25 protein-coding genes and 1 riboswitch are annotated in these 17102 nt (G+C 71.4%); of the genes, 10 read left to right on the forward strand and 15 right to left on the reverse strand.

What is annotated here, in order from left to right; all coding sequences use genetic code 11:
• Positions 1-74: 74 nt before the first annotated feature.
• On the forward strand, positions 75-1112 hold the full coding sequence (locus KZ829_RS22880) for an acyltransferase family protein (protein WP_220145981.1): 1038 nt from the start codon (positions 75-77) through the stop codon (positions 1110-1112).
• Here KZ829_RS22880 and KZ829_RS22885 read toward each other — a convergent pair.
• Entirely contained in the window at positions 1099-1869 is a 771-nt protein-coding gene (locus KZ829_RS22885; RefSeq protein ID WP_220145982.1) for a DUF4097 family beta strand repeat-containing protein, read from the reverse strand. The two genes, KZ829_RS22880 and KZ829_RS22885, sit on opposite strands and share 14 nt — an antisense overlap.
• 106 nt (positions 1870-1975) lie before the next feature.
• On the opposite strand from KZ829_RS22885, the gene recO reads away from it, so the two are divergent.
• On the forward strand, positions 1976-2752 hold the full coding sequence (gene recO / locus KZ829_RS22890) for a DNA repair protein RecO (RefSeq protein ID WP_220145983.1): 777 nt from the start codon (positions 1976-1978) through the stop codon (positions 2750-2752).
• Positions 2749-3531, forward strand: a complete 783-nt coding sequence (locus KZ829_RS22895; RefSeq protein ID WP_220145984.1) for an isoprenyl transferase — start codon at positions 2749-2751, stop codon at positions 3529-3531. Before recO ends, KZ829_RS22895 begins: the two co-directional genes overlap by 4 nt.
• On the opposite strand, the gene KZ829_RS22900 is transcribed toward KZ829_RS22895, so the two are convergent.
• A complete protein-coding gene (locus tag KZ829_RS22900; protein ID WP_308285627.1) occupies positions 3518-4198 on the reverse strand; it encodes an HAD family hydrolase in 681 nt (226 codons plus the stop codon). The two genes, KZ829_RS22895 and KZ829_RS22900, sit on opposite strands and share 14 nt — an antisense overlap.
• Positions 4195-4488: an MTH1187 family thiamine-binding protein gene (locus KZ829_RS22905; protein WP_183226215.1), complete on the reverse strand. Its 294-nt coding sequence runs from the start codon at positions 4486-4488 to the stop codon at positions 4195-4197. Before KZ829_RS22905 ends, KZ829_RS22900 begins: the two co-directional genes overlap by 4 nt.
• Before the next feature lie 112 nt (positions 4489-4600).
• Between KZ829_RS22905 and KZ829_RS22910 the strand changes: the two genes are divergently transcribed.
• From KZ829_RS22910 to KZ829_RS22920, 3 genes are all read left to right on the forward strand, one after another.
• Complete coding sequence (locus tag KZ829_RS22910) at positions 4601-4822, forward strand: DUF2191 domain-containing protein (RefSeq protein ID WP_188121444.1); 222 nt, start codon at positions 4601-4603, stop codon at positions 4820-4822.
• Between the two features lie 14 nt (positions 4823-4836).
• Complete coding sequence (locus KZ829_RS22915; protein WP_220145985.1) at positions 4837-5241, forward strand: PIN domain nuclease; 405 nt, start codon at positions 4837-4839, stop codon at positions 5239-5241.
• Positions 5242-5340: 99 nt separating this feature from the next.
• A complete protein-coding gene (locus KZ829_RS22920; protein ID WP_308285628.1) occupies positions 5341-6306 on the forward strand; it encodes an aldo/keto reductase in 966 nt (321 codons plus the stop codon).
• Here KZ829_RS22920 and KZ829_RS22925 read toward each other — a convergent pair.
• From KZ829_RS22925 to KZ829_RS22945, 5 genes are all read right to left on the reverse strand, one after another.
• Complete coding sequence (locus tag KZ829_RS22925) at positions 6297-7220, reverse strand: 5,10-methylenetetrahydrofolate reductase (RefSeq protein ID WP_220145986.1); 924 nt, start codon at positions 7218-7220, stop codon at positions 6297-6299. The two genes, KZ829_RS22920 and KZ829_RS22925, sit on opposite strands and share 10 nt — an antisense overlap.
• Before the next feature lie 65 nt (positions 7221-7285).
• Positions 7286-7507, reverse strand: a complete 222-nt coding sequence (locus tag KZ829_RS22930) for a hypothetical protein (protein WP_220146189.1) — start codon at positions 7505-7507, stop codon at positions 7286-7288.
• A gap of 89 nt (positions 7508-7596) precedes the next feature.
• Positions 7597-8400, reverse strand: a complete 804-nt coding sequence (locus KZ829_RS22935; protein ID WP_220145987.1) for an energy-coupling factor transporter transmembrane component T family protein — start codon at positions 8398-8400, stop codon at positions 7597-7599.
• Positions 8397-9827, reverse strand: coding sequence for an ABC transporter ATP-binding protein (locus KZ829_RS22940; RefSeq protein ID WP_220145988.1), 1431 nt, complete (start codon positions 9825-9827; stop codon positions 8397-8399). Before KZ829_RS22940 ends, KZ829_RS22935 begins: the two co-directional genes overlap by 4 nt.
• A gap of 3 nt (positions 9828-9830) precedes the next feature.
• Positions 9831-10421 carry an ECF transporter S component gene (locus KZ829_RS22945; protein ID WP_220145989.1) on the reverse strand — a complete coding sequence of 197 codons (591 nt, stop codon included), beginning with the start codon at positions 10419-10421 and terminating at the stop codon, positions 9831-9833.
• A 70-nt stretch (positions 10422-10491) separates the two neighbouring features.
• Positions 10492-10594, reverse strand: a riboswitch (TPP riboswitch).
• Positions 10595-10689: 95 nt separating this feature from the next.
• Between KZ829_RS22945 and KZ829_RS22950 the strand changes: the two genes are divergently transcribed.
• Together KZ829_RS22950 and KZ829_RS22955 are read left to right on the forward strand one after the other, a co-directional pair.
• A complete protein-coding gene (locus KZ829_RS22950; protein ID WP_220146174.1) occupies positions 10690-11505 on the forward strand; it encodes an alpha/beta fold hydrolase in 816 nt (271 codons plus the stop codon).
• Positions 11506-11536: 31 nt separating this feature from the next.
• Complete coding sequence (locus KZ829_RS22955; protein WP_220145990.1) at positions 11537-12034, forward strand: DUF6328 family protein; 498 nt, start codon at positions 11537-11539, stop codon at positions 12032-12034.
• Here the strand turns inward: KZ829_RS22955 and KZ829_RS22960 are convergent.
• The 7 genes from KZ829_RS22960 to KZ829_RS22990 are packed head-to-tail and all read right to left on the reverse strand — an operon-like array spanning position 12014 to position 16221.
• Entirely contained in the window at positions 12014-12622 is a 609-nt protein-coding gene (locus tag KZ829_RS22960; protein ID WP_220145991.1) for a hypothetical protein, read from the reverse strand. The two genes, KZ829_RS22955 and KZ829_RS22960, sit on opposite strands and share 21 nt — an antisense overlap.
• A 16-nt stretch (positions 12623-12638) precedes the next feature.
• Positions 12639-13040 (reverse strand): Fur family transcriptional regulator, encoded by a 402-nt coding sequence (locus KZ829_RS22965; protein ID WP_183226226.1) that lies wholly within the window; start codon positions 13038-13040, stop codon positions 12639-12641.
• Positions 13037-13336 carry an ArsR/SmtB family transcription factor gene (locus KZ829_RS22970; RefSeq protein WP_183226227.1) on the reverse strand — a complete coding sequence of 100 codons (300 nt, stop codon included), beginning with the start codon at positions 13334-13336 and terminating at the stop codon, positions 13037-13039. Before KZ829_RS22970 ends, KZ829_RS22965 begins: the two co-directional genes overlap by 4 nt.
• Before the next feature lie 30 nt (positions 13337-13366).
• Positions 13367-14236 (reverse strand): metal ABC transporter permease, encoded by an 870-nt coding sequence (locus KZ829_RS22975; RefSeq protein WP_220145992.1) that lies wholly within the window; start codon positions 14234-14236, stop codon positions 13367-13369.
• A complete protein-coding gene (locus KZ829_RS22980; protein ID WP_220145993.1) occupies positions 14236-15018 on the reverse strand; it encodes a metal ABC transporter ATP-binding protein in 783 nt (260 codons plus the stop codon). Before KZ829_RS22980 ends, KZ829_RS22975 begins: the two co-directional genes overlap by 1 nt.
• Entirely contained in the window at positions 15015-15923 is a 909-nt protein-coding gene (locus KZ829_RS22985) for a metal ABC transporter substrate-binding protein (RefSeq protein ID WP_220145994.1), read from the reverse strand. Before KZ829_RS22985 ends, KZ829_RS22980 begins: the two co-directional genes overlap by 4 nt.
• A 49-nt stretch (positions 15924-15972) precedes the next feature.
• Positions 15973-16221 (reverse strand): DUF6703 family protein, encoded by a 249-nt coding sequence (locus KZ829_RS22990; RefSeq protein ID WP_220145995.1) that lies wholly within the window; start codon positions 16219-16221, stop codon positions 15973-15975.
• 34 nt (positions 16222-16255) lie between these two features.
• On the opposite strand from KZ829_RS22990, the gene KZ829_RS22995 reads away from it, so the two are divergent.
• Entirely contained in the window at positions 16256-16597 is a 342-nt protein-coding gene (locus KZ829_RS22995) for an antibiotic biosynthesis monooxygenase family protein (RefSeq protein ID WP_183226232.1), read from the forward strand.
• 16 nt (positions 16598-16613) lie between these two features.
• Positions 16614-17102, forward strand: a complete 489-nt coding sequence (locus KZ829_RS23000; RefSeq protein ID WP_220145996.1) for a hypothetical protein — start codon at positions 16614-16616, stop codon at positions 17100-17102.

Consider the following 17102-nt stretch of genomic DNA (forward strand, 5'->3'; position numbering starts at 1 on the left):
TGGACATTCTCCAACTATGGTGAACTTCACCATAGTTTGCACAGGTTGCCGGTTCGGGGGTAACACCTTGGGCCATGCGAAACCGGTACCTGGACATGCTGCGCGCTGTGGCGACCGTCCGGGTGGTTGTCTATCACCTGACCGGCTGGACCACGCTCACCGTGGTCCTGCCGGCCATGTCGGTGATGTTCGCCCTGGCCGGCTCGCTGATGGCCGCTTCGCTGGACCGGTTCGGGGTGTGGGCGGTGGAGCGGCGGATCCGCCGGCTTCTGCCCTCGCTGTGGGCGATCGCCCTGATCGCGATCGCCACCATGCTGGCCACCGGCACGTCGAGCGTGAACCCGATGCTCCTGCTCTGGGGGTTCCCTCTGGACACCCCGGAGGCGACCGGCTGGTGGATGCAGGGGCTGAGCCACACCTGGTACCTGCGGGACTTCCTCTGGATGGTGCTGCTGTCGCCGCTGGCGCTGCCGCTCTACCGCAGGTTCCCGGTGGCGACCGTGCTGACACCGTTCCTGGCGCTGCTGGCGATCACCCTGACCGGGGTGACGGTGCCACCGGTGGCGCACGGCCTGGCCCTGTACGGCGGGGCCTGGCTGCTCGGCTTCGCCCACCACGACGGGCACCTGGAGCGACTCGGCCGCAAACGGCTGCTCGCCATCGCGGCCGGGCTCGCCGTGCCGGCCGCCGCCTGGGTGCTGACCCATCCCGGGCCGCGGGGCTACGACCTCAACGACATCCCGCTCGGCAACGCGCTCTGGTCGGCCGCGTTCATCCTGGTCGCGCTCGGATGCGTCCGGCCGGTGGTGCGCGGCCACCGGGTGCTGAGCCTGCTGAACGCGCGGGCGCTGACGATCTACCTCTGGCACGTGCCGGTGATCGTCGCGGTGACCCAGTGGGGCGAGCGGCACGGTCTGCCGGTCCAGGGCTGGGTCGGCATCGGCTGGCGTACGGCCGTGGTCTTCCTGCTGCTCGGCGTGGTGACCGCCGCGGTCGGCTGGGTGGAGGACCTGGCCGCCGGGCGCCGTGTCACCGTGCTGCCCGGCCGGCCGGTCCCCGTCCCGGTCTCCCCGGCACCGGCCGCCCCCGAGCCCGTCCCTAGCCTCCGATGACGCTCACGTCCCCGTTCCGGGTGTGCACGTCCAAGACGTTCGTGGACTTCGGGTCGTTGGTGACGCCGACCGACTCCTGGTCGCCGGAGGTCGATCCGGTGCGCACCTGGTAGGCGCCGGCCGGGACCATCACCTGGACGTCGCCGTTGGTGGCCGCCGCGGTCACCGAGGACGCCTCGGCCAGCTGGACGTCGATGTCGCCCGAGGTGGTGCGGACCGTGACCGGGCCGGCGGCGTTCAGCACGCTGAGGTCGCCGGACTGGGCCTCCAGGGTCACGTCGGAGCGGCCCACCACGTTGAGGTCGCCCGAGGTCGCCCGGACCTTCAGCGGGCCGGTGCCGTGGTCCACCATCACGTCCCCCGAGGTGAGGCGGATGTCGACCGGGCCCACCCCGATCAGGCCCACGTCGCCGGAGGTCAGCTCGCCGCGCACGGTGACCGACGCGGGCGCGGTGATCTCGTAGTCGACGCCGCAGTCCGGCCCGCAGTCGGAGGTCAGGGTCAGCACCCCGTCCTTGCGCTGGTAGGTGGTGCCGGGATCGCTGTCACCCGTGATGATCCGCCGGATCGTCGTCTCGGTCGCGGTCTCGCTGCCGGTGATCCGGACGTCGCTGTGCCGGCCGGACAGCACGATCTCGGTGATCTTGACAGTCTCGGTGTCCTCGAAGGTCAGCCGCGCGCCCACCGCGCCGTCGCAACCGGCCAGGGTGCCGCCAACCGTGACGGCGGCGAGGATCAGGGCAACTCTTCGGCTCATGCGCTGAACCTATTTGCGCCGTCCGGGAAAGCCATCGGGTTCCGTCCCGGAGTCAACCCTGAGATCCGGGTCAGGGTCTGTCGTAGGTACCGGGCAGAATGGCGGGGTGCCCGCCGGATACCGCCGCCAGCTCTACCGCGACGACGCGGTGGTGCTCCGTGTGCAGAAACTGGGCGAGAGCGACCGGATCGTCACCCTGCTGACCAGGCGCCACGGCCGGCTGCGCGCTGTCGCCCGCGGGGTCCGCCGGATCAACTCCCGCTTCGGCGCCCGGCTCGAGCCGTTCGGCCACATCGACCTGCAACTCGCCGGCTCCCCCGAAGGGCTGGGCAGCTCGCTGCACTCGGTCAGCCAGGTCGAGGCGGTCACCCTGTTCGGCAAGAGCTTCCTCACCGACTACCCGCGCTACACGGCGGCCAGCGCCATCTGCGAGACCGCCGAGCGGCTCACCCCGGTCGAGCGGGAGCCCGCGCTCCGGCTCTTCCAGCTCACCCTGGGCGCGCTGAAAGCCCTGGCGACCGGTGAGCACCTGGGCGGTCTGGTGCTGGACGCCTACCTGTTGCGCGCCATGGCCTTCGCCGGCTGGGCCCCCGCTCTCACCGAGTGCGCGGTCTGCGGCACCCCCGGGCAGCACGCCGCCTTCGCCGTCCCGGCCGGCGGCGCGGTCTGCCCCGACTGCCGCCCACCCGGCGCCGCCCACCCCAGCCCGGCCACCCTCGGCCTGATGTCCGCACTCACCTCCGGCGACTGGACCGTCGCGGACGCCGCCGAGGCCGCGGTGCGCCGCGAGTGCAGCGGCCTGGTCGCCGCCCACCTGCAATGGCACATGGAGCGGGCGCTGCGCTCGCTCCCGCTTGTCGATCGACGGGAGTTGAACCCTTGAGCCCGCGTCCGCCCACCCCACACATCTCCGGCGCCCAGCCACCCCGCTTGCCCGCAGCCGCGTTGCCGAAGCATGTGGCGATCGTCATGGACGGCAACGGCCGCTGGGCCAAGGACCGCGGGCTCGCCCGGACCAAGGGCCACGAGCAGGGGGAACACTCGCTCTTCGACACCATCGAGGGCGCCATCGAGATCGGCATCCCCTACCTCTCGGCGTACGCGTTCTCCACCGAGAACTGGAAGCGCTCGCCCGAGGAGGTGCGCTTCCTCATGGGCTTCAACCGGGACGTCATCCGCCGCCGCCGCGACCAGCTGGTCGATCTGGGCGTGCGGGTGGTCTGGTCCGGGCGGGCCGGCCGGCTGTGGAAGAGCGTCATCAGTGAGTTGCAGACCGCCGAGGAGATGAGCCGCGGCAACACCAAGCTCACCCTCCAGTTCTGTGTGAACTACGGCGGCCAGGCCGAGATCGCGGACGCCGCGGCGGCCATCGCCCGGGACGTGGCGGCCGGCAAGCTCAAGGCCGACAAGGTCAACGAGAAGACCATCGCGCGCTACCTCTACCACCCGGAGATCCCGGAGGTGGACATGTTCCTGCGCCCGTCCGGCGAGCAGCGCACGTCCAACTTCCTGCTCTGGCAGTCGGCGTACGCGGAGATGGTCTACCTCGACACCCTCTGGCCCGACTTCGACCGCCGCCACCTGTGGTATGCGTGCGAGCTCTACGCCCAGCGCGACCGCCGCTTCGGCGGGGCCCTGCCGAACCCGGTCAGCCCGACGTAACCAGCGCCTCCACGGCGGCGTCGGTGTCCGCCAGATCCGGCAGCACCACGTGCGCGCCCGCCGCGGCCAGCTCCGCCGCGGCGGTGCGGCCCGTCGCCACGGCGATCGCGACCGCCCCGTTGGCCAGGGCCGCGGTCACGTCGTGGACCGTGTCGCCGATCACCACCGGGTGGAAGCTCTCGGCGTACTTCGCCCGCGCCCGCTCCAGGCAGCGGCGCACCAGGACCGCCCGGACCGCGTGGTCGGTGCCGTAACCGCCCACCTCGGCGTCGAACTCGCCACCCAGCCCGAAGGCGGCGAGCTTCACCGCGGCGACCTGCGGGACGTTGCCGGTCACCAGGGTCTGCACCACCCCCGGGTCGTCGGCCAGACGGGCCAGCACCGCACGGACGCCCGGCATCAGCGCGCCCTGCTCGGCGAACTCGTGCCGGATCTCGTGGACCACCTCGACGTAGCGGGCGAAGAACCGCTCCGGCGTGCAGTCGGTGACCCCGTGGGACGCGAACACCTCCGTGCAGATGTCCGTGTCGGTCCGCCCGCCGAAGTTCGGCGTGTCCCGCCACTCCACCCCGGTCACCTCGGTGAAAGCCGCCCTCCAGGCCCGCGTCGTCACCCCGCCGCCGCGCAGCAGGGTGTAGTCGATGTCCCACATCACCAGGCGCCTCACTCGGCCAGCACCCGCTCGATGTGCTCCACCTTGGCGGTCAGCGCGCCGGTCACGCCGGGCCGGACATCCGCCTTCAGTGACAGGCTGACCCGTGGGGCCACCGTCGCGACGGCGTCGACGGCCTGTTTCACGACGGCCATCACCTCGTCCCACTCGCCCTCGATCGTGGTGAACATGGCATCGGTCCGGTTCGGCAGGCCGGAGGCGCGAACCACCCGGACCGCCTCGGCGACGGCGTCGCCGACGGAGTCCCCGGTCCCGATGGGTGTGACGGAGAAGGCAACCAGCATCCCCTCATCCTTCCAGGCGGCTCGCGCTTGAGTCGATCAATGCGTACGACTACCCTAGGCGTTGCGCACGTTGTCTCGCGCAAAGCGCACTAATCTGGAGGGAAGTGGTTTCATGGGGGTCGCCGTGGTGGATGAGCCGATGAACATCGATGCGCGGGCTTTGATGGAGGCCGCGAAGATTCTGGGTACGACGACGGCGGGTGACACGGTCAACGCGGCGCTTCGCGAGATCGTCGCCGTCCGCCAGAGGGTCGAGGCCCTCGAGGAACTCGGCCGGATGGGTCAGGCCGGTGACTTCGACGAACTGCTGGACAAGCGGAACTACCGCCGATGACAGCGAAGTACCTGGTGGACACCAGTGCATATGTTCGGCTCGCCCGCGAGTCCGCCCTGCGGGACGCATGGCGCCCATGGTTCGCTGCGGGGACCTTGGCGGTGTGCCCACTGACAGAATTGGAGATCTTCTTCGCTGCTCGGTCGGTCGACCATCGGAAGGAGATCGAGTCGACTATTCGAAATCGGTACAACTGGGTGTTCATGCCTGATGTGATCTTCGACCGGGCGGCTGAGGTTCAGGAACTCCTCACCAGGTGTGGCGCTCACCGGTCCGCCGGCCCCGTCGATCTGTTGCTGGCGGCCACGGCGGAGGCGCACGGGATGACGATCCTGCACTACGACCGTGACTTCGTGAAGGTTGCTGAGGTGACCGGGCAACCGGTGCGGTGGATCGCGGAGCCCGGGTCGGTCAACTGAGGGGCTTGGCTCTGTCTGAAAACTATCAGGGATGGCGATTCGCCGGTATCGGGAGCGCGGCCGAGTTCGGGGGGCCGGGGCGGGGCGTAGCTTCGCCGGGTGACAGTGGAGCGAATCGATGCGTCAGTGGCCGGGCGGTGGAAGCTCGGGGACACGTTCGTCAATCGGATGGGGTTCGGGTCGATGCGGCTCACCGTGCGGGCCGATCGGGAGCGGGCTGTTCGGGTGCTGCGCCGGGCCGTTGAGCTCGGGGTCGATCACATCGACACGGCGGCGTTCTACTTCTCGCCGGGCGGGATTCTCGACGGGGAGGACGGGCCGGTTCGGTTTGCGGCCGAGTTGATCCGGGGTGCGCTCACGCCGTACCCGGAAGGTTTGATGATCGTCACGAAGGTGGGGCCGGACCCGCGGGCCGATGGTGGCTGGGGTGAGGCTCTCACCGCGGAGCAGTTGCGCCGGCAGGTGGAGGAGAATCTGCGGCGGCTCGGTGTGGAGGCGCTCGACCTGGTCAATCTGCGGATCGTGCGGGATCGGGAGAGGTTCGCGGAGCGGTTCGGAGCGCTGGCCGAGATGCGTGCGGAAGGGTTGATCCGCAATCTCGGGATCTCCAACGTCGGCGTCGAGCAGCTCGACGAAGCTCAGCGGATCGCGCCGGTGGCGTGCGTGCAGAACGCCTTCGCCGCGGATCTCCGGCAGCACGAGGATCTGCTGCGTGAGTGCGGCGCGCGTGGGATCGCCTTCGTCCCGTTCTTCGCGATCGCCGGGCCGAAGCGGGAGACCGGGCCGAAGCGGGAGACCGGGCCGAAGCGGGAGACCGGGCCGAAGCCAGAGACCGGGCCGGGGCGGGAGGGCGGTGCGACGGCGGGGGCCGACGGGGCGGAGTGGCGGATCGCGCGGAGGCGCGGGCTCACCGGGCATCAGGTGCGGCTCGCCTGGACGCTGCATCAGGGGCCGCATGTGCTGGCGATTCCGGGCACCGGCGACGTCGCTCACCTGGAGGAGAACGTTGCCGCCGGTGGGATCAGGCTCACCGCCGAGGAGCTGGCCGAGATTGATCAGCGCTGACGGTCGAGGAGGGCCGCGACCTCGGTGGCCAGCTCGGTGGTGGCCTCGATCTCGGCCTTGCGGATCGAGACGCTCTCGATGTTGAAGCCGTAGGGGATGCCCAGGTGCTCGCAGAAGTCGATCAGATCGCGGGCGATCAGCATGCACTGCCGGTAGGACTCGGCGAGCGGGTCGGGCGAGTGGCGGATCGCGTTCTCCAGCCAGCGAGGCACGTCCACACCGAGCCAGCGGACGAACTCCAGGGTCTTCATCGAGCCGCACAGCGACAGCGTGAAGATCACCGTCCGGGGGTCGACGCCGCGCTCGCGGCACTCCAGGTAGTAGTCGCTGAGCAGGTTCTTCGTGTCGTTCAGGTGGTAGATCACCTGGGTCACGAAGAAGCCGACGCCCAGCTCCTGCTTGGCCAGCATGCGCAGGTGCTCGTCGCGGCGCTCACCGATCACGACGGCACCGAGCGGCAGGTCGGGGCGGACCTCGTTGCGTAGCTCCTGGGCCCGGCGCAGACCGGTGTGCACCGGCTTGCCGCCCGAGGAGGCGCCCACGAAGACGGTCAGCATCTGGTCGCCGGCGCCGGCCAGCCAGCCCCGCAGCTCGTCCTCGGGGTACTTGCCGACACAGCGGTAGATGATCACCGGCTCCCGCCAGCCGGCGGCCAGATGCCGGCTGTAGTAGCGCGCCGGGTCGAGGGTCGGCAGGTACGGGAAGGGCCGCTCGTCCGGGTTCCGGTCGGACTCGTCGTCGATGTCGTACAGGATCAGGCCGTCGAGGTCGAGCGCGCCGAGCCGCTTCAGGGTGACCTCGGCGATCTCGCTGATCCGGTCCTCGGTGGCGTGGCTCCGCGGTGGGGTGATGCTGAACACCAGGACGCCACTGCGGGCCTCGGCCAGGAGCTGTCGCAAAGGGGGACGAGACATGCGACCCACAGTAGGGGTAGCCCCGGCGTGGCCGGGCATCGCACACGTCCCGTCCCGCTCTGCGATCAGTGGTCGGCGCAGCGGGGAGTGGGGTCGCGGGTCTCGAACGGGATCAGCCGGCCACCCGCCGCCGGGGGCCCGTTGTCGCCGGCCTGGGTGTTGATCGAGCCGTTGTAGACCGGGTCGTCGTACCTCCCGTCGGCGTCGAAGTCGCTGCCCGGCCCGCGCTCGGCCGTTCGGGGCGGGGATGCCGGCGGCCTGGTGGCCGGGCGCCCCTCGAAGCCCACGGCGATCGTGGGGTCGGCGGCACGTGGCGGACACTCTCGTCCGAAGAGGACAGCGCCCGTTGCCGATCCCGTGGCCGCCCGGCGAACGGTCAGCCGATGATCGGGTTGAAGTAGCCCAGTGCCAGCGTGAGGGTGAGGATCGCGAGACCGGTCAGGAGGGCGGCGGCCAGCAGGACGGCGTCGGGCGCGGTGAAGTGCTGCACCCGCGCGTGGGTACGCGGGACGCCGGCGTCGAACCCGCGCGCGTCCATCGCCACCGCCAGCCGCACCCCGCGCCGCAGCGCCCCCACCAGCAGCGCGAACGCCGTCGACCCGAAGAGCCGCAGTTTGGCCAGCGGGTTGCGCCCGGCGTCCACCCCGCGCGCGCGCCGGGCCAGGGTGAGCGCCCGCCATTCCTGACCGAGCAGCGGCACGAGCCGGAACGCGGCGAGCGCCCCGATCGCGAACCGGGCCGGGGCCTTCGCGTTCTGCACCAGCGCGTCGGCCAGGTCGGTCGGGTCGGTGGTGGCGAAGACGACGATGCCGGGCAGCGCGATCGCGAAGATCCGCAGGACCAGCGCGCCCGCGGTGGCCAGCACGCCGGTGGTGACGTCGAACGGCCCGAGCGACGCCACGGTGGCCCCGGTCCGCTCCCCGGCGAACAGGACCATGGTGACCAGGATCCCGCCCGCGGTGAGCAGCAGCGGAGCAAGCCGGCGGGCCAGCAGCCGCATCCGGATGCCGAAGAACGGCAGCACGAGCAGCTCCACGACCAGGGCCGCGGACGGGGTGAACGGGTCGACGGACAGGATCAGCGGCAGCGTGAACAACAGCGCGGCGCCCAGCTTGGCGACCGGGTTGCGGCGGGCCAGCGGCGCGGCGGGATCGGCGATCGGCTCCACGGACAGGCTCACGGACGAGACCTCCGCGGCAGCGGGTCCGGCGCCGGCTCCCCGAGGGGCACGGTTCGATCAGCGAGGGTACGGACGAAAGCGTCATCATGCGTGACGGCGACCACCCCGTGACCGTCGTCGCGCAGCCCGGCCAGCAGCTCGACCAGTTCCCGCCAGGTGCGGCGGTCCTGGCCGAAGGTGGGTTCGTCGAGCACCAGCAGCCGGGGCGCGGTGGCCAGCGCCGTGGCCACGCTGAGCCGGCGGGCCTCACCGCCGGAGAGGGTGTACGGGTTCGCCTCCGCGAGCCGGGTCAACCGCAGCCGGTCCAGCAGGTCGTCGACGGTGCGGCGGATCTGCTCCGGGGTGCGGCCCAGCCGGCGCGGGCCGAGCGCCAGTTCGTCGGCGACCCGCCCGGTGACGAACTGGTGCTCCGGGTTCTGGAAGACCGACCCGATCCGCCCGGTCAGGGTGGCGGCCCGCCAGCGGTGCGGCGGGCGGCGGTCCCCGAACGCCTCGACCCGGCCGGACGTCGGCGCCAGCAGGCCGCCGAGCAGCAGCGCCAGCGTGGACTTGCCGGCGCCGTTGGGCCCGGTCACGGCCACCACCTCGCCCGCCGCGGCGGACAGCGAGACGGGTGGGAGGCGTTTCGTGACTTCGGCGCGCGTCACGCGTACCAGATCGTCTGCCGGTTTTGTGGCGGCCTTGATCGGCGGCGTGCTGAAGCCTGGCACCCAGACGCCCTCGCCGGCGAGTTTGTCGCCGTAGGCGGCGAAGATCAGCTCGGGCGTGCCGTCGGCGCGCACGCCACCGCCCGGCTCCAGGACCACGACCCGGTCGACCAGCGGAAGGGCCTCGGCCACCCGGTGTTCCACGATGATCAGCGTGGTCGAGGGGTCGGCGGTTCGGGCCACCGCGTCCCGGATCAGCCCGGCGCCCGCCGGGTCGAGGTTGGCGGTCGGCTCGTCCAGCAGCAGCAGCCCGGGCCGCAGGGCCAGGACCCCGGCCAGGGCGAGACGTTGCGCCTCACCGCCGGAGAGCGCGGCGGTGGACCGGTTGACGGGGTACGGGAAACCGACGCGATCCAGTACGTCGGACACCCGTGGCCAGATCTCGCCGGCCGGTACTCCCCGGTTCTCCAGCCCGAACGCCACGTCGTCGCCGCTGCGGGCCATCACGAGCTGGGTCTGCGGGTCCTGGAAGACGATGCCGACCCGCTCGCGGGCCTTGCGCGGGTCCAGCCCGTCGATCTCGATGGCGCCCTCGGACTCGCCGGAGTCCTCCGGCAGCAGACCGGCGAGCGCGGCGAGCAGGGTGCTCTTGCCGGCCCCGGAGGGACCGAGCAGCAGCACCCGCTCGCCGTGCCGGATCTCCAGGTCCAGCCCGCGGACCGCCCAGGCGCGGCGCCCGGCGTGCCGCCACCCGAAGCCGCGAAGCCGAACCTCACTCATGAATCAGATCGTTGCCCGCTCGCGGCCGGCTCCGAACCGGTCCAGCACACCGGTCGGGGCCAGCGCCCGGACCAGCGCCCAGGAGCCGAGGCCGGCGATCACGGCGCCGCTCAGGACGGTGATCAGCGCGTACGGGATCCGGTAGGACCAGAGGGCGGTCTCCGAGTTCCACACGAAGAAGTCGAAGATCGCCGCGCTCACGCCGGTCAGCGTGCCGGCCAGCAGCGCGGTGCCGATCCGGAACGACTGGTAGCGGAACGCCGCGAACGCCAGCTCGGCGCCGAGACCCTGCGCCAGGCCCTGCCAGACGACGGTCAGGCCCCAGGTGCTGCCGAGCAGCCCGGACACCAGCGCCGCCACCAGCTCGGTGTAGAGCGCCGCGCCCGGCTTGCGGATGATCAGGCCGCCCAGCACGGCCGGGATCAGCCAGACGCCGTACAGCACGGTCTGGGACGGGGGGAAGAAGGCGAAGGCGCCCTCGGTGATCACCCAGAGGTTGCCCCACGCCCAGAAGATGACGCCGAACGCCACGGCGATCACCGAGGCGATCACGATGTCTATCGTGCGCCACCGGTTCGGGTTGATGTCTTTCATGTACGCCTCCCAGCGGACACCGGGAGGAGACGCACGCCGCGACCCGGGCAGCGGCGCCCGGGTGCGACGCGGCTGGAGAGGACCGAACTTCCTGCGCTGGCATTACCCAGATCAGGTACGAGGGTCTGCGGTCACCCGCACTCTCAGCGCTGTGCGCTCCCCTGTCGGATCGAAGCCCGTCCGCTCTCGCGGGCAAGGCCTCGGTGGATGTGCTTCGATGACCGTAACACCTGGTAGCAGCGCGGCACAGGGAGGTAGTGATCACGTGATCGAGGTCAAGGCCAGGGGCATGACGTTCGATGTGTACGAGGGGGGACCCTCGGACGGCGATCCGGTCCTCCTGCTCCATGGATTCCCGCAGGACTCCCGTGAGTTCGACCTGATCCTGCCCCGCCTGCACGAGGCCGGGCTGCGGACCTACGCCCTGGACCAGCGCGGCTACTCGCCCGGCGCGCGGCCCACGGCGGTCTCGGCGTACCGGATGTCGGAAGTCACCGACGACGCCATCGCCGTCCTCGACGCCCTCGGCATCGAGAGCGCCCACGTGGTCGGCCACGACTGGGGCGCCCAGGTGGGCTGGCAGCTGGCCGTCCACCACCCGCACCGGGTCCGGACCCTGACCGCGATCTCCGTGCCGCACCCGCGGGCGCTGCTGCTCGCCCTCCGGGTCCGGCCCTCCCAGCAGGCCCGGCTCGCCTACATGGGGTTGTTCCGCTCCGCGATCGCCGAGAAGGTGCTGTCCGCCCGGCACTCGCTCGCCCTGCGGCTCATGCTGCGCCCCATCGGGATGCGCGCCGAACAGTACGTGGCGGCGATGCGTGAGCCGGGCCGGCTGACCGGCGGGCTCAACTGGTACCGGGCCATCGCCAGCGAGGAGTACTCCGGGCTCGGGGTGGTGACCGTGCCCACCACGTACGTCTGGAGCGACAAGGACGGGGTGGTCGGGCTCACCGCGGCGCTGCGGACCCGGGACTGGGTGCGAGGCGAGTACCAGATGGTGGCCATGCGCGGGGTCAGCCACTGGGTGCCCGAACAGGCGCCACGCGAGCTCGCCGACGCCGTCCTGGCACGGATCGGCGTTTGACCACGAGCCCACGGGGGAACGCTCTCGCGACATGGCGGTCGATACGCACCACACCTCCCGTGAGACCGAGAAACAGCGCTGGGATCGCAACTTCGGCGATCTCCTCCAAGAACTCAGGGTCGCGCAGACCGGAGTGCAGATCCTCTTCGCGTTCCTGCTGACCCTGCCGTTCAGCAGCGGGTTCCCGAAGGTCACCGGCTTCCAGAAGGACACCTACATCGTCGCGCTGATCAGCGCGGCCTTCGCCACCGCGATGATCATCTCGCCGGTGGCGTTCCACCGTGCCCTGTTCCGGCAGGGCCGCAAACCGGAACTGGTCCGCTACGCCCACAAGATGGCGTCCGGCGGCCTGGCCTTCATGCTGGTCTCGATGGTCAGCAGCGTCCTGCTGATCACCGACTACCTGCTGAACTGGATGTGGGCCATCCCGCTGACCGTCGTCACCGGGGCCTGGTTTTTGACCTACTGGGCCATCCTGCCGTTCGCCCACCGGGAGTGGGGCGACGAGTCAGACTCGGCGTCCTCGTAGGCCCAGCGACCGCAGCTCCAGCTCGGCCAAGGCATCCACGGCGGCCGCGTCGCCGGCCCGCCAGCTCTGTGCGATGTCCGGGCCCAGCCTGGTCAGCTCACCGAGTGGGCGGCCGGCCAGCGCGCGCAGCGCCAGCAGGTCACGGCCGGCCGCGTCGTCCCGGACCGCGGCCGCGATCCCGGCCCGGCGCATCCAGCGCAGCCGCAGCGGCAGCCACAGGAACAGGACCAGAGCCAACGGTACGGCCACCGCCACCAGCGGCAGGATCAGCGCCAGCCGTCCGACGATCTCCTGCTGCTCGTGACCGGCGTCGGCGATCGCCCGCGCGGCGTCCGCGGCGCCGGTGAACGGCCTGGTCAGATCGTCACCGACGACCGGCACCCGGCCCACCTTGCCGGACGCGTCGGCCAGGTTGTCGGCGATGCCGCTGCCGGCGCTCTCCAGCTTCTGCCCGGGCACGGCGAGTCTCTCGACCACGTCGTTGATCCACAGTGCCACCCGGATCCACAGATAGACCCAGAGCACCACGAGGACGTCGGTGACCAGTTGGCGAAGAGCGACGGGGAATCGGTCCGCATAGGGCTTCACACCGGAAGCGTCGCACTCAGCTTTTCGCGGCGCACTCCGGGCACGTGCCGAAGATCTCCATCGTGTGCGAGACGTCGACGAAGCCGTGCTGGCCGGCCACCTTGTCGGCCCAGGACTCCACCGCCGGGCCGGCCACCTCGACCGTCCGCCCGCACGACCGGCACACCAGATGATGGTGGTGCCCCTGGCTGCACCGCCGGTAGAGGTGCTCCCCACCCGGCGGGCGCATGACGTCGATCTCGCCGGCGTCGGCCAGGCCCTGCAACGTCCGGTAGACCGTGGTGAGCCCGACCCGCTCGCCCCGCTCGCGCAACATCGCGTGCAGATCCTGTGCGCTGTGGAAGCCCTCGGTCTCGGCGAGGACGGCGCTGACGGCGCTGCGCTGCCGGGTGTTGCGGATAGTGCTCTCGGCGTTCACTGTCGGCTCTCCCTGGCGTGACTCACGGCGTCGGTGACGATGTGGGCGACGTGTTCGTCCACCAGGGAGTATGCGATCTCCCGGCCACGCCGCACACCCCGCACCACGCCGGCCCCCCGCAGCACCCGAAGATGCTGGGAGACCAGCGGCTGCGGCGCACCGAGCTTCTCCACCAGATCGTGCACGCAGCGCTCGCCCACGCCCAGCTCGACCACGATGGCTACACGGATCGGTGCGGAGAGCGCGCGCAACAGCGCCCCCGCGGACTCGTACGCCTCGTAACCGGTGGTCGTCATCGTTGCGACAACGGTACAGGGAGCGTGTCGTCAGACATGCAGGACGACATCGGGTGGCTCCGTGGCGGCCGGCGGGCGCTCGCGTCCGCGCCGGAACCGGCGGGCCAGGGCGCCGCCCACGGCGGTGGCCACGAACGCGGCCAGGGCCAGCAGCACGATCGTCGCGCCGGGCGCGGTGTTCACCTCGGCGGAGAGCAGGATGCCCGCCACCGCGGCCAGCACGCCGATCAGCATGGCCAGCGTCATGGTGCTGCGGAATCCGCGGGTGACCTGCTGGGCGGCGGCGACCGGCACCACCATCAGGGCGGACACCAGCAACAGGCCGACGGTACGCATGGCGATCGTCACGGTCACCGCGGTGGTCACCGCGAGCAGCAGGTTGAGGGTGCGTACCGGCAGGCCGCTGACCCGCGCGTACTCCTCGTCGTTGCAGAGCGCGAAGAGCGCCGGGCGGAACACCAGCATGGCGGCCAGCACCGCGGCGCCGAGCCCGCCGATCAGCGCGAGATCCTCCGGCGAGGTGGTGAGCAGCGACCCGAACAGGTACTGCATCAGGTTGCTGTTGCCGGCGCCGTCGGAGAGGCCGACCAGCAGCACCCCGCCCGCGATGCCGCCGTAGAAGAGCATGGCCAGCGCCAGGTCGCCGGAGGTGCGGCCGCGCTCCCGGATCAGCTCCACCCCGACCGCGCCGGCCGTCGCCACCAGCACCGCGGTCAGCACCGGCGAGTTGCCGGTGAGCAGGCCCACGCCGACACCGGTGAGCGCCACATGGCCGATCCCGTCCCCGATCAGCGAGAGGCGGCGCTGCACCAGGTAGATGCCGAGCGACGGGGCGGCCAGGCCGATGATCACGGCGGCCACCAGGGCGTACTGCATGAAGGGGAGGGTGAGCAGGTCCATCAGTACGCCTTCGTCCCCTCGGTGGGCGCCCACTCGCAGATGGCCGGCTTGGCCTCGTCGGCGTGCGGGTGCACGTGCTCGTGACCGGGCTCGGCGTGGTGCCCGGCCGGTTCGGGGGGCGCCCCCTCGTACGCGATCCGCCCGTCGTGCACCACCACGGTCCGCCCGATCAGCGGCCGCAGCGGGCCCAGCTCGTGCAGGACCAGCAGGATCGTGCCGCCGGCGCCGGCGAACCGGGTCAGCGCCGCGGCGAACGCCTCCTGGCTGGCCGCGTCGACGCCGGCGTTCGGCTCGTCCAGCACCAGCAGGTCCGGTTCGCCGGCCAGCGCCCGGGCGATCAGCGTCCGCTGCTGTTGACCGCCGGACAGGGTCGTCACCGGGTCACCGATCCGGTCCAGGAGGCCGACGGCGGTCAGCGCCTCCCGTACCGCGGCCTTGTCCTTCGACCCGGGGAAGCGGAAGACGCCGCGCCGGGCCAGCCGGCCGGACGCGACCACCTCGCCGACGGTGGCCGGCACGCCGCTGCCGGCGCCGAGCCGCTGCGGCACATACCCGATCCGCTCCCAGTGCCGGAACCGGCGCTGCGCGACCCCGAACAGGTCGATCTCGCCGCGGCGCAGCGGGACCAGGCCGAGGATCGTCCGGATCAGGGTCGACTTTCCCGACCCGTTGGCGCCGAGGACCGCGACGACGTCGCCGGCCGCCACGCTCAGCGAGACGTCACGCAGCACCTCGCGCCCGTCGTAGCCGACCGCGAGATGCCTGACCTCGACAACGCTCATGAACACTCCAGGCCGAGCTTCAATGCGGTCAGGTTGGCACGCATCGCCGAGAAATAGTCCGCGCTGTCGTCGGTCAGACCCTCGATCGGGTCGAGAACGGCGGTCTGCGCGCCGGCCTCACGGGCGATCGTCTCGGCGACCTTGCTGCTGACCAGCGTCTCGAAGAAGATCGTGGTGGTGCCGTGCTCCTTGGCCTCGGCGGCCACCTCGGCCAGCCGCTGCGGGGACGGCTCGGTCTCCGGGTCTATGCCGGTGATGCCGATCTGGGTCAGATCGTAACGGTCGGCCAGGTACGCGAACGCGGTGTGGCTGGTCACCAGCTCACGCCGGGCGCAGTTGGCCAGGCCGGTCTTGAACTCGCCGTCCAGAGCGGTCAGCTCGGTGCGCAGCGCGGCGGCCCGGCCGGTGAAGTCGGCGGCGTGCGCCGGGTCCGCCTTGCCGAGCCGCTCGGCCAGCTTGTCGGCGATGGTGGCGAGCCGCTCCGGGTCCAGCCAGACGTGCGGGTCGTTGGCGCCGTGCTCCTCCTCGGCGTGGGCGTCCGCCTCCTCGGCGGTGAGCGGCTGCACCGTGCCCGCCGCGTCGAAACCGCGGTCCCCGCCGTTCTGCTTCACCGCGTCGTCCACGGCGGGCTGGAAGCCGCTCAGGTAGACGATCAGGCCGGCGTCGGCGACCTGGCCGACCTGGCCGGCGTTCAGCTCCACGTCGTGCGGCTCGGCGCCCGGCTTGGTGAGGGTCGACACCCGGACCGCGTCGCCGCCGACCCGCTCGCTGATGAACTGGAGCGGGTAGAAGGCGGTCACGACGGAGAGCTTGCCGTCGTCACCGTTGGCCGAGCCCCCTCCGCACCCGGTCAGCGCGCTCAGCGCGGTCAGCAGGGCTACGGCGGGAATCAGGCGGCGCATCATGACGGCAACTGTGGTCGATAATGACAATGATTGTCAAAGCCGCATGGTTTCACAGGGCTTTCGCCACCACGGCGGCCACCAGAACGCTCAGCAGGACGAGCCGCACGGCCCTGGTGATCCCCGACTGCACCGGCCAGGTGGTGAAGGTCAGCACGGCCAGGCCGGCCGCCAGCACGCCCAGCAGCAGGGCGCCCACGATCCCGGGCAGGAAGAGCCCGGCCAGCAGCAGGACGAGAGCGCCGATGAAGGCCGTGGTCGGGTTCACCCGGGCCAGCCGGTGGAGGAAGGACGGTGTCACAGTGGCTCCTGTCGCGCGTGCGTACCCTCGTCACATGCTGGTGCTCAACCGCTTCTCGGTCCCCCCGGAAACGCAGGACGTCTTCCGGGAACAGGCGCACGCCGCCCTCGCCGCCCTCGCGCGCACGCCTGGTTACCGTTCCGGCCGCCTCACCCGGGCCCTGGAGGACCCGGCCGGGTGGATCCTGGTCACCGAATGGGAGTCGGTCGGAGCCTACCGGCGGGCGCTCGGGGCGTTCGACGTGAAGGTGTCCGCCACACCGCTGCTCGCGCTCTCCCTCGACGAGCCGTCCGCCTTCGAGACCCTGGCCGAGGCCGCCCCGGGCGAGGACGTGGTGATCACGGCGAGCGACCGGGCGGCCGAACCCTGGCGCTGAACACTAGGCTGTGGACATGAGCCTCGTTCCACCTCCACCACCGGGCCCGGGCGTGCACCCGCCGTTCCCGGCGCCTCCGGTCGAGGGCAGGGGCAAGCGGATCGGGACGAGCCTGGGGATCACCGCGGGCATCCTGGTGCTGATCTGCGGCGCGGGAGTGGTGGCCGCCGGCGGGTTCCTCACCGCGTTCGGCAACGCGCTCGACGAGCAGGCCGAGGTGGTCGTCAGCCGTTACCTCGACGATCTCCAGGACCGTGACTTCGACGGGGCCTACCAACAGCTCTGCCAGCAGGCACAGGACGGTGAGAGCCAGTCCGACTACGTCGCCCGGATGTCGGCCAGCGAGCCGTTCTCCTCGTACCGGCTGGGCGAGCTGGCCCTCGGCGTGCGGATCGTCGTGCCGGTCGACCTGCTCTACCCCGACGGCGGCTCGGCGCGGCAGGAGGCCCTCCTCGGGCAGAACAAGGAGACGGGCAAGTTAGAGGTGTGCGACCTCGGGGAGTAA

It is taken from the genome of Actinoplanes hulinensis, from assembly GCF_019429605.1.
In the GTDB taxonomy this organism is placed as follows: domain Bacteria; phylum Actinomycetota; class Actinomycetes; order Mycobacteriales; family Micromonosporaceae; genus Actinoplanes; species Actinoplanes campanulatus.

What these genes read in the sequence shown, in the direction of transcription:
- KZ829_RS22905 (WP_183226215.1), bottom strand. Translation starts at nt 4,488, where the DNA reads ATGCTGGTTGCCTTCTCCGTCACACCCATCGGGACCGGGGACTCCGTC.
- KZ829_RS22970 (WP_183226227.1), bottom strand. Translation starts at nt 13,336, where the DNA reads ATGACGACCACCGGTTACGAGGCGTACGAGTCCGCGGGGGCGCTGTTG.
- KZ829_RS22980 (WP_220145993.1), bottom strand. Translation starts at nt 15,018, where the DNA reads ATGAGCGTTGTCGAGGTCAGGCATCTCGCGGTCGGCTACGACGGGCGC.
- KZ829_RS22955 (WP_220145990.1), top strand. Translation starts at nt 11,537, where the DNA reads ATGGCGGTCGATACGCACCACACCTCCCGTGAGACCGAGAAACAGCGC.
- KZ829_RS22910 (WP_188121444.1), top strand. Translation starts at nt 4,601, where the DNA reads ATGGGGGTCGCCGTGGTGGATGAGCCGATGAACATCGATGCGCGGGCT.
- KZ829_RS22925 (WP_220145986.1), bottom strand. Translation starts at nt 7,220, where the DNA reads ATGTCTCGTCCCCCTTTGCGACAGCTCCTGGCCGAGGCCCGCAGTGGC.
- KZ829_RS22975 (WP_220145992.1), bottom strand. Translation starts at nt 14,236, where the DNA reads ATGGACCTGCTCACCCTCCCCTTCATGCAGTACGCCCTGGTGGCCGCC.
- KZ829_RS23000 (WP_220145996.1), top strand. Translation starts at nt 16,614, where the DNA reads ATGAGCCTCGTTCCACCTCCACCACCGGGCCCGGGCGTGCACCCGCCG.
- KZ829_RS22995 (WP_183226232.1), top strand. Translation starts at nt 16,256, where the DNA reads ATGCTGGTGCTCAACCGCTTCTCGGTCCCCCCGGAAACGCAGGACGTC.
- KZ829_RS22880 (WP_220145981.1), top strand. Translation starts at nt 75, where the DNA reads ATGCGAAACCGGTACCTGGACATGCTGCGCGCTGTGGCGACCGTCCGG.
- KZ829_RS22885 (WP_220145982.1), bottom strand. Translation starts at nt 1,869, where the DNA reads ATGAGCCGAAGAGTTGCCCTGATCCTCGCCGCCGTCACGGTTGGCGGC.
- KZ829_RS22945 (WP_220145989.1), bottom strand. Translation starts at nt 10,421, where the DNA reads ATGAAAGACATCAACCCGAACCGGTGGCGCACGATAGACATCGTGATC.
- KZ829_RS22940 (WP_220145988.1), bottom strand. Translation starts at nt 9,827, where the DNA reads ATGAGTGAGGTTCGGCTTCGCGGCTTCGGGTGGCGGCACGCCGGGCGC.
- KZ829_RS22985 (WP_220145994.1), bottom strand. Translation starts at nt 15,923, where the DNA reads ATGATGCGCCGCCTGATTCCCGCCGTAGCCCTGCTGACCGCGCTGAGC.